The organism is Streptomyces corallincola, from assembly GCF_019104725.1.
Taxonomy (GTDB): domain Bacteria; phylum Actinomycetota; class Actinomycetes; order Streptomycetales; family Streptomycetaceae; genus Streptomyces; species Streptomyces corallincola.
Genome location: NZ_JAHRXF010000089.1, coordinates 1 through 2,953 on the forward strand (window position 1 = coordinate 1; position 2,953 = coordinate 2,953).

4 protein-coding genes and 1 pseudogene are annotated in these 2,953 nt (G+C 73.9%); all 5 read left to right on the top strand.

Annotation, left to right across the window (positions count from 1 at the left end; genetic code table 11):
- The first annotated feature begins 79 nt into the window (after positions 1 to 79).
- Complete coding sequence (locus KUM39_RS27860) at positions 80 to 349, top strand: DUF6284 family protein (protein ID WP_217788557.1); 270 nt, start codon at positions 80 to 82, stop codon at positions 347 to 349.
- A complete protein-coding gene (locus KUM39_RS27865; protein ID WP_217788558.1) occupies positions 346 to 1,506 on the top strand; it encodes a conjugal transfer protein in 1,161 nt (386 codons plus the stop codon). The genes KUM39_RS27860 and KUM39_RS27865 overlap by 4 nt, the downstream gene beginning before the upstream one ends.
- Positions 1,506 to 1,865, top strand: a complete 360-nt coding sequence (locus KUM39_RS27870; RefSeq protein ID WP_217788559.1) for an RRQRL motif-containing zinc-binding protein — start codon at positions 1,506 to 1,508, stop codon at positions 1,863 to 1,865. The genes KUM39_RS27865 and KUM39_RS27870 overlap by 1 nt, the downstream gene beginning before the upstream one ends.
- On the top strand, positions 1,865 to 2,185 hold the full coding sequence (locus tag KUM39_RS27875; protein ID WP_217788560.1) for a hypothetical protein: 321 nt from the start codon (positions 1,865 to 1,867) through the stop codon (positions 2,183 to 2,185). The genes KUM39_RS27870 and KUM39_RS27875 overlap by 1 nt, the downstream gene beginning before the upstream one ends.
- An 89-nt stretch (positions 2,186 to 2,274) precedes the next feature.
- A pseudogene (locus KUM39_RS27880) lies at positions 2,275 to 2,953 on the top strand (ATP-binding protein); the annotation flags it as partial.

The window sequence follows — 2,953 nt, forward strand, 5'->3', positions numbered from 1 at the left end:
CCCTCACCGGCAAAGCGGCTCCCAGGGTGCCACCTGGGAGCCGCGTCGGGCCGTTCCTCGCTGGAAGGAACCAGACCCAATGGACCACATCGTTACTGTTCAGGACGCCGTTACGGCGTTCGCGGACTGGCTTGAGCCCACCGACGCCGAGCTGGACGCGGTGGAGCGGGAGATGCCCGTCATCCTCGCGGACGTTGACCTCCTGGACGCGCACATCGTCACCCTGGACCGCACCCCGTCCGAGGTGGACGAGCGTCGTATCCGGCGGGCCCGCAGGCGGGCGCTGGCCGCCCGTGTCGCGCTGCTCAACGGTGCGGCCGGTGACGGCCTGGCCGGGGGTGCGGCATGAGCGCGCACCGTGCGCTGACCAAGCCTCAGCGGATCGTGCTGGGAGCCGCGTTCGTCATCATGGCGGGCGTCGGCGGGGTCGGCGGGTACGGGACGTTCTCCAACATCCGTGCCGCCTACGGCGCCGGTACCGCCCTCGGTGCGGTCGCGGCCGGTGAGGGCGCGACGGCCGTTCTCGGGCTGGTCCTGCTTGGGCTGACGATGCTCGGGCAGTCCTCGCCCCGCGCCGTGCGGCTCGGGCTGTGGGCGCTGCCGGCCGCCGCGTCCGTCATGGCCGCGATGGCGGGCCCCGACGCGGGGCGCACCGTGATCTACGCGGTGACCCCGATGGGCATGTGCGTCTCCGCCGAGGGCATGGCGTTCCTCGCCCGCCGGATCGTGGTCCACACCGATGGCCGTGACGCGGAGGCCGAAGCCCGCGCCGCGTCGGTGGTGCGGCAGTTGGCCTACCACCGGGCCGTGGCCGCGAACCACCCCAGCGACCGGGTGAAGAAGTGGTCGGAGCGCAAGTCCTGGCGGCTGGCCCGCCGGGTCGGCACCGACGACCACACCCTTGGTTCGCGGCTGTTGGACGTGCAGCGCGAGCGGGTCACCGCCGGCGCCGATGCCGCGCTGGCGGGCATGTTCACCGCCCCGACCGACACCCCCGCCCTCCCCCCTGCCACCCCGACCGAACCGTCTGCCTTCCCCTCGATCGAACCGGCGACCACCGTGGGAACGATTGCGGAGGAATCCACCTCGATCTGGATGGAACGGTCTAGGGCTGACCTGCGGGAATCGACCCCGCCCACGATCACCCTGACCCGCCTCCCGGTCCCCGACCCGGTCCCGGCGAACGCGGGTAAGTCGATCCTCCCGCTGAAGCCGACCCCCGCGCTCGCGGCCCCGACCGGTCGTACCGCGACGGTCCGGCCGGTGGCGCGTCCGGTGGCGGCCGAGTCGGCACGTCCCGTGCGTACGACGTACCGGGTTCCGCAGACCGCGAAGGCCCCGCGTGTGCGGCGCACCCCGGAACAGCTCCTGACCGAAGCACGTACGGCGACGGCCGACTGGCCGGACCGGCTGGTGACGGCCGAGGGCATCCGCCGCGCCGTGCACACGTCCCCGGCCAACGCCCGCAAGCTGCGTGACGCCCTGCTCACCGAACGCGCCGCGTGATGGGCGCGCTCCCGGTGTTCCGGTGGCGGCTCGCCCCGGACGGCCTGGCGACCCGCAGGCAGTTGCGTGCCGCCGGGCTTCGGCCCGGTGGTCAGGACGTGGCCGCCCAGCTCGAACGCCCCCGGCGGCGGCGCGGCCCGCTGGTCGCCTACCTGTACCGGGTGGACCTGGCGGTGCCGGTGCGGCCGATGACCCCCGGCCGGTGGGCGGCGCTGGCCAAGGCCAACACCGCCCGCCGCACCTGCCCGCAGTGTCTCCGGGATGCGGGCTACGTCATCCCCACGTCGCTCGGTGCGTGTGTGCCGTGCGCGTTCCCCGAACCCAACTCCGGCCCCGAGTCGTTGAGGAGTGCCGCCTGATGGCCAAGCCCGACACCCGCCGCATCGACCGCGAACTCCGCCTGCTTGAGCGGAAGTTGGACGCGGTCCGCACCCGTGAGACGTGGCCGCTCAACCGCCGTGAACGCAGCGCCGTGATGGGTGCGCTCGCGTCCGGGTCGTACCGGATCGTGCGGGGCAACAGCCCCTCCCGCGCCGAGACCCGCCTGGACACCGCGTGGCAGTCCGCCGAGACCCGCCTCGTCGCGGAGATCGCCGCGCTCAAGGCCGCGCGGGTGCAGATCGTCGCGCAGGCCGCCGCCGAGAACGCAGCCCGGAAGTCCACCTCCCGCTGGTGGTGACCGCGCCGGCCGACCCCACCACCGGGGTCGGCCCCGGCCACCAGCACCCCCCCAACCCCCGCCCTGTGAAGGGCAGTTAGGAGTCCGCCGTGAGCGGCACCGTCATCTCCCTGCACAAGACCCCCGACCCCATCCCCGAAGCCGTGCCCGCCTCTGACGAGGTGGCGCCGGTCACGACGCTGACCGTGGTGCCCGCACCGGAGCCCGCCCGGCCGGTCCCGCTGTGGGTCCGCTCCGGCCGCGCGATCCGCACCGCCGCCACCCACGACACCACCAAGACGGTCGGTCGTACGGTGGTGCGGCACTCCCTCTACGTCGCGGGCGGCACCCGGATCGTCGCTCGCCGCGCGTGGGACGGCCGGACCGCCGCCCGCTACGAGCGCTACCTACGTACCGCCGAAGCCGCGGGCGACCTGGAAGCGGCGGCGGCGTGGGAGGAACGCGGGCAACGCTTCCGCGACGCCCGCCACCGCCGGCGTATGGACCTGCTCCACTCCCCCCTGGACGCGGCCAAGGGCGCCGCCATCAGCACCGGCATGGGCATCGGCGGCCTGGTCCTGCTCGGGGTCGCTATGGCTGTTGCCACCAAGGACCCCTCCGAGGTCATCACCCCGCTGATGGCCGTGGTGAAGTTCATCAACCTCATGGTCACCATCGTCCGCGTGGTGTGGGGCCCCGCCCTCACCCTCGCGCCGTTCCTCGCACTGCTGGGCCTGTGGTCGGTCGGCGCGCATCAGAAGGCCGCACCGCAGTGGGCGCTCCCCGCCA

Coding starts and splice junctions, on each gene's coding strand:
- KUM39_RS27860 (WP_217788557.1), top strand. CDS start 80: ATGGACCACATCGTTACTGTTCAGGACGCCGTTACGGCGTTCGCGGAC.
- KUM39_RS27865 (WP_217788558.1), top strand. CDS start 346: ATGAGCGCGCACCGTGCGCTGACCAAGCCTCAGCGGATCGTGCTGGGA.
- KUM39_RS27870 (WP_217788559.1), top strand. CDS start 1,506: ATGGGCGCGCTCCCGGTGTTCCGGTGGCGGCTCGCCCCGGACGGCCTG.
- KUM39_RS27875 (WP_217788560.1), top strand. CDS start 1,865: ATGGCCAAGCCCGACACCCGCCGCATCGACCGCGAACTCCGCCTGCTT.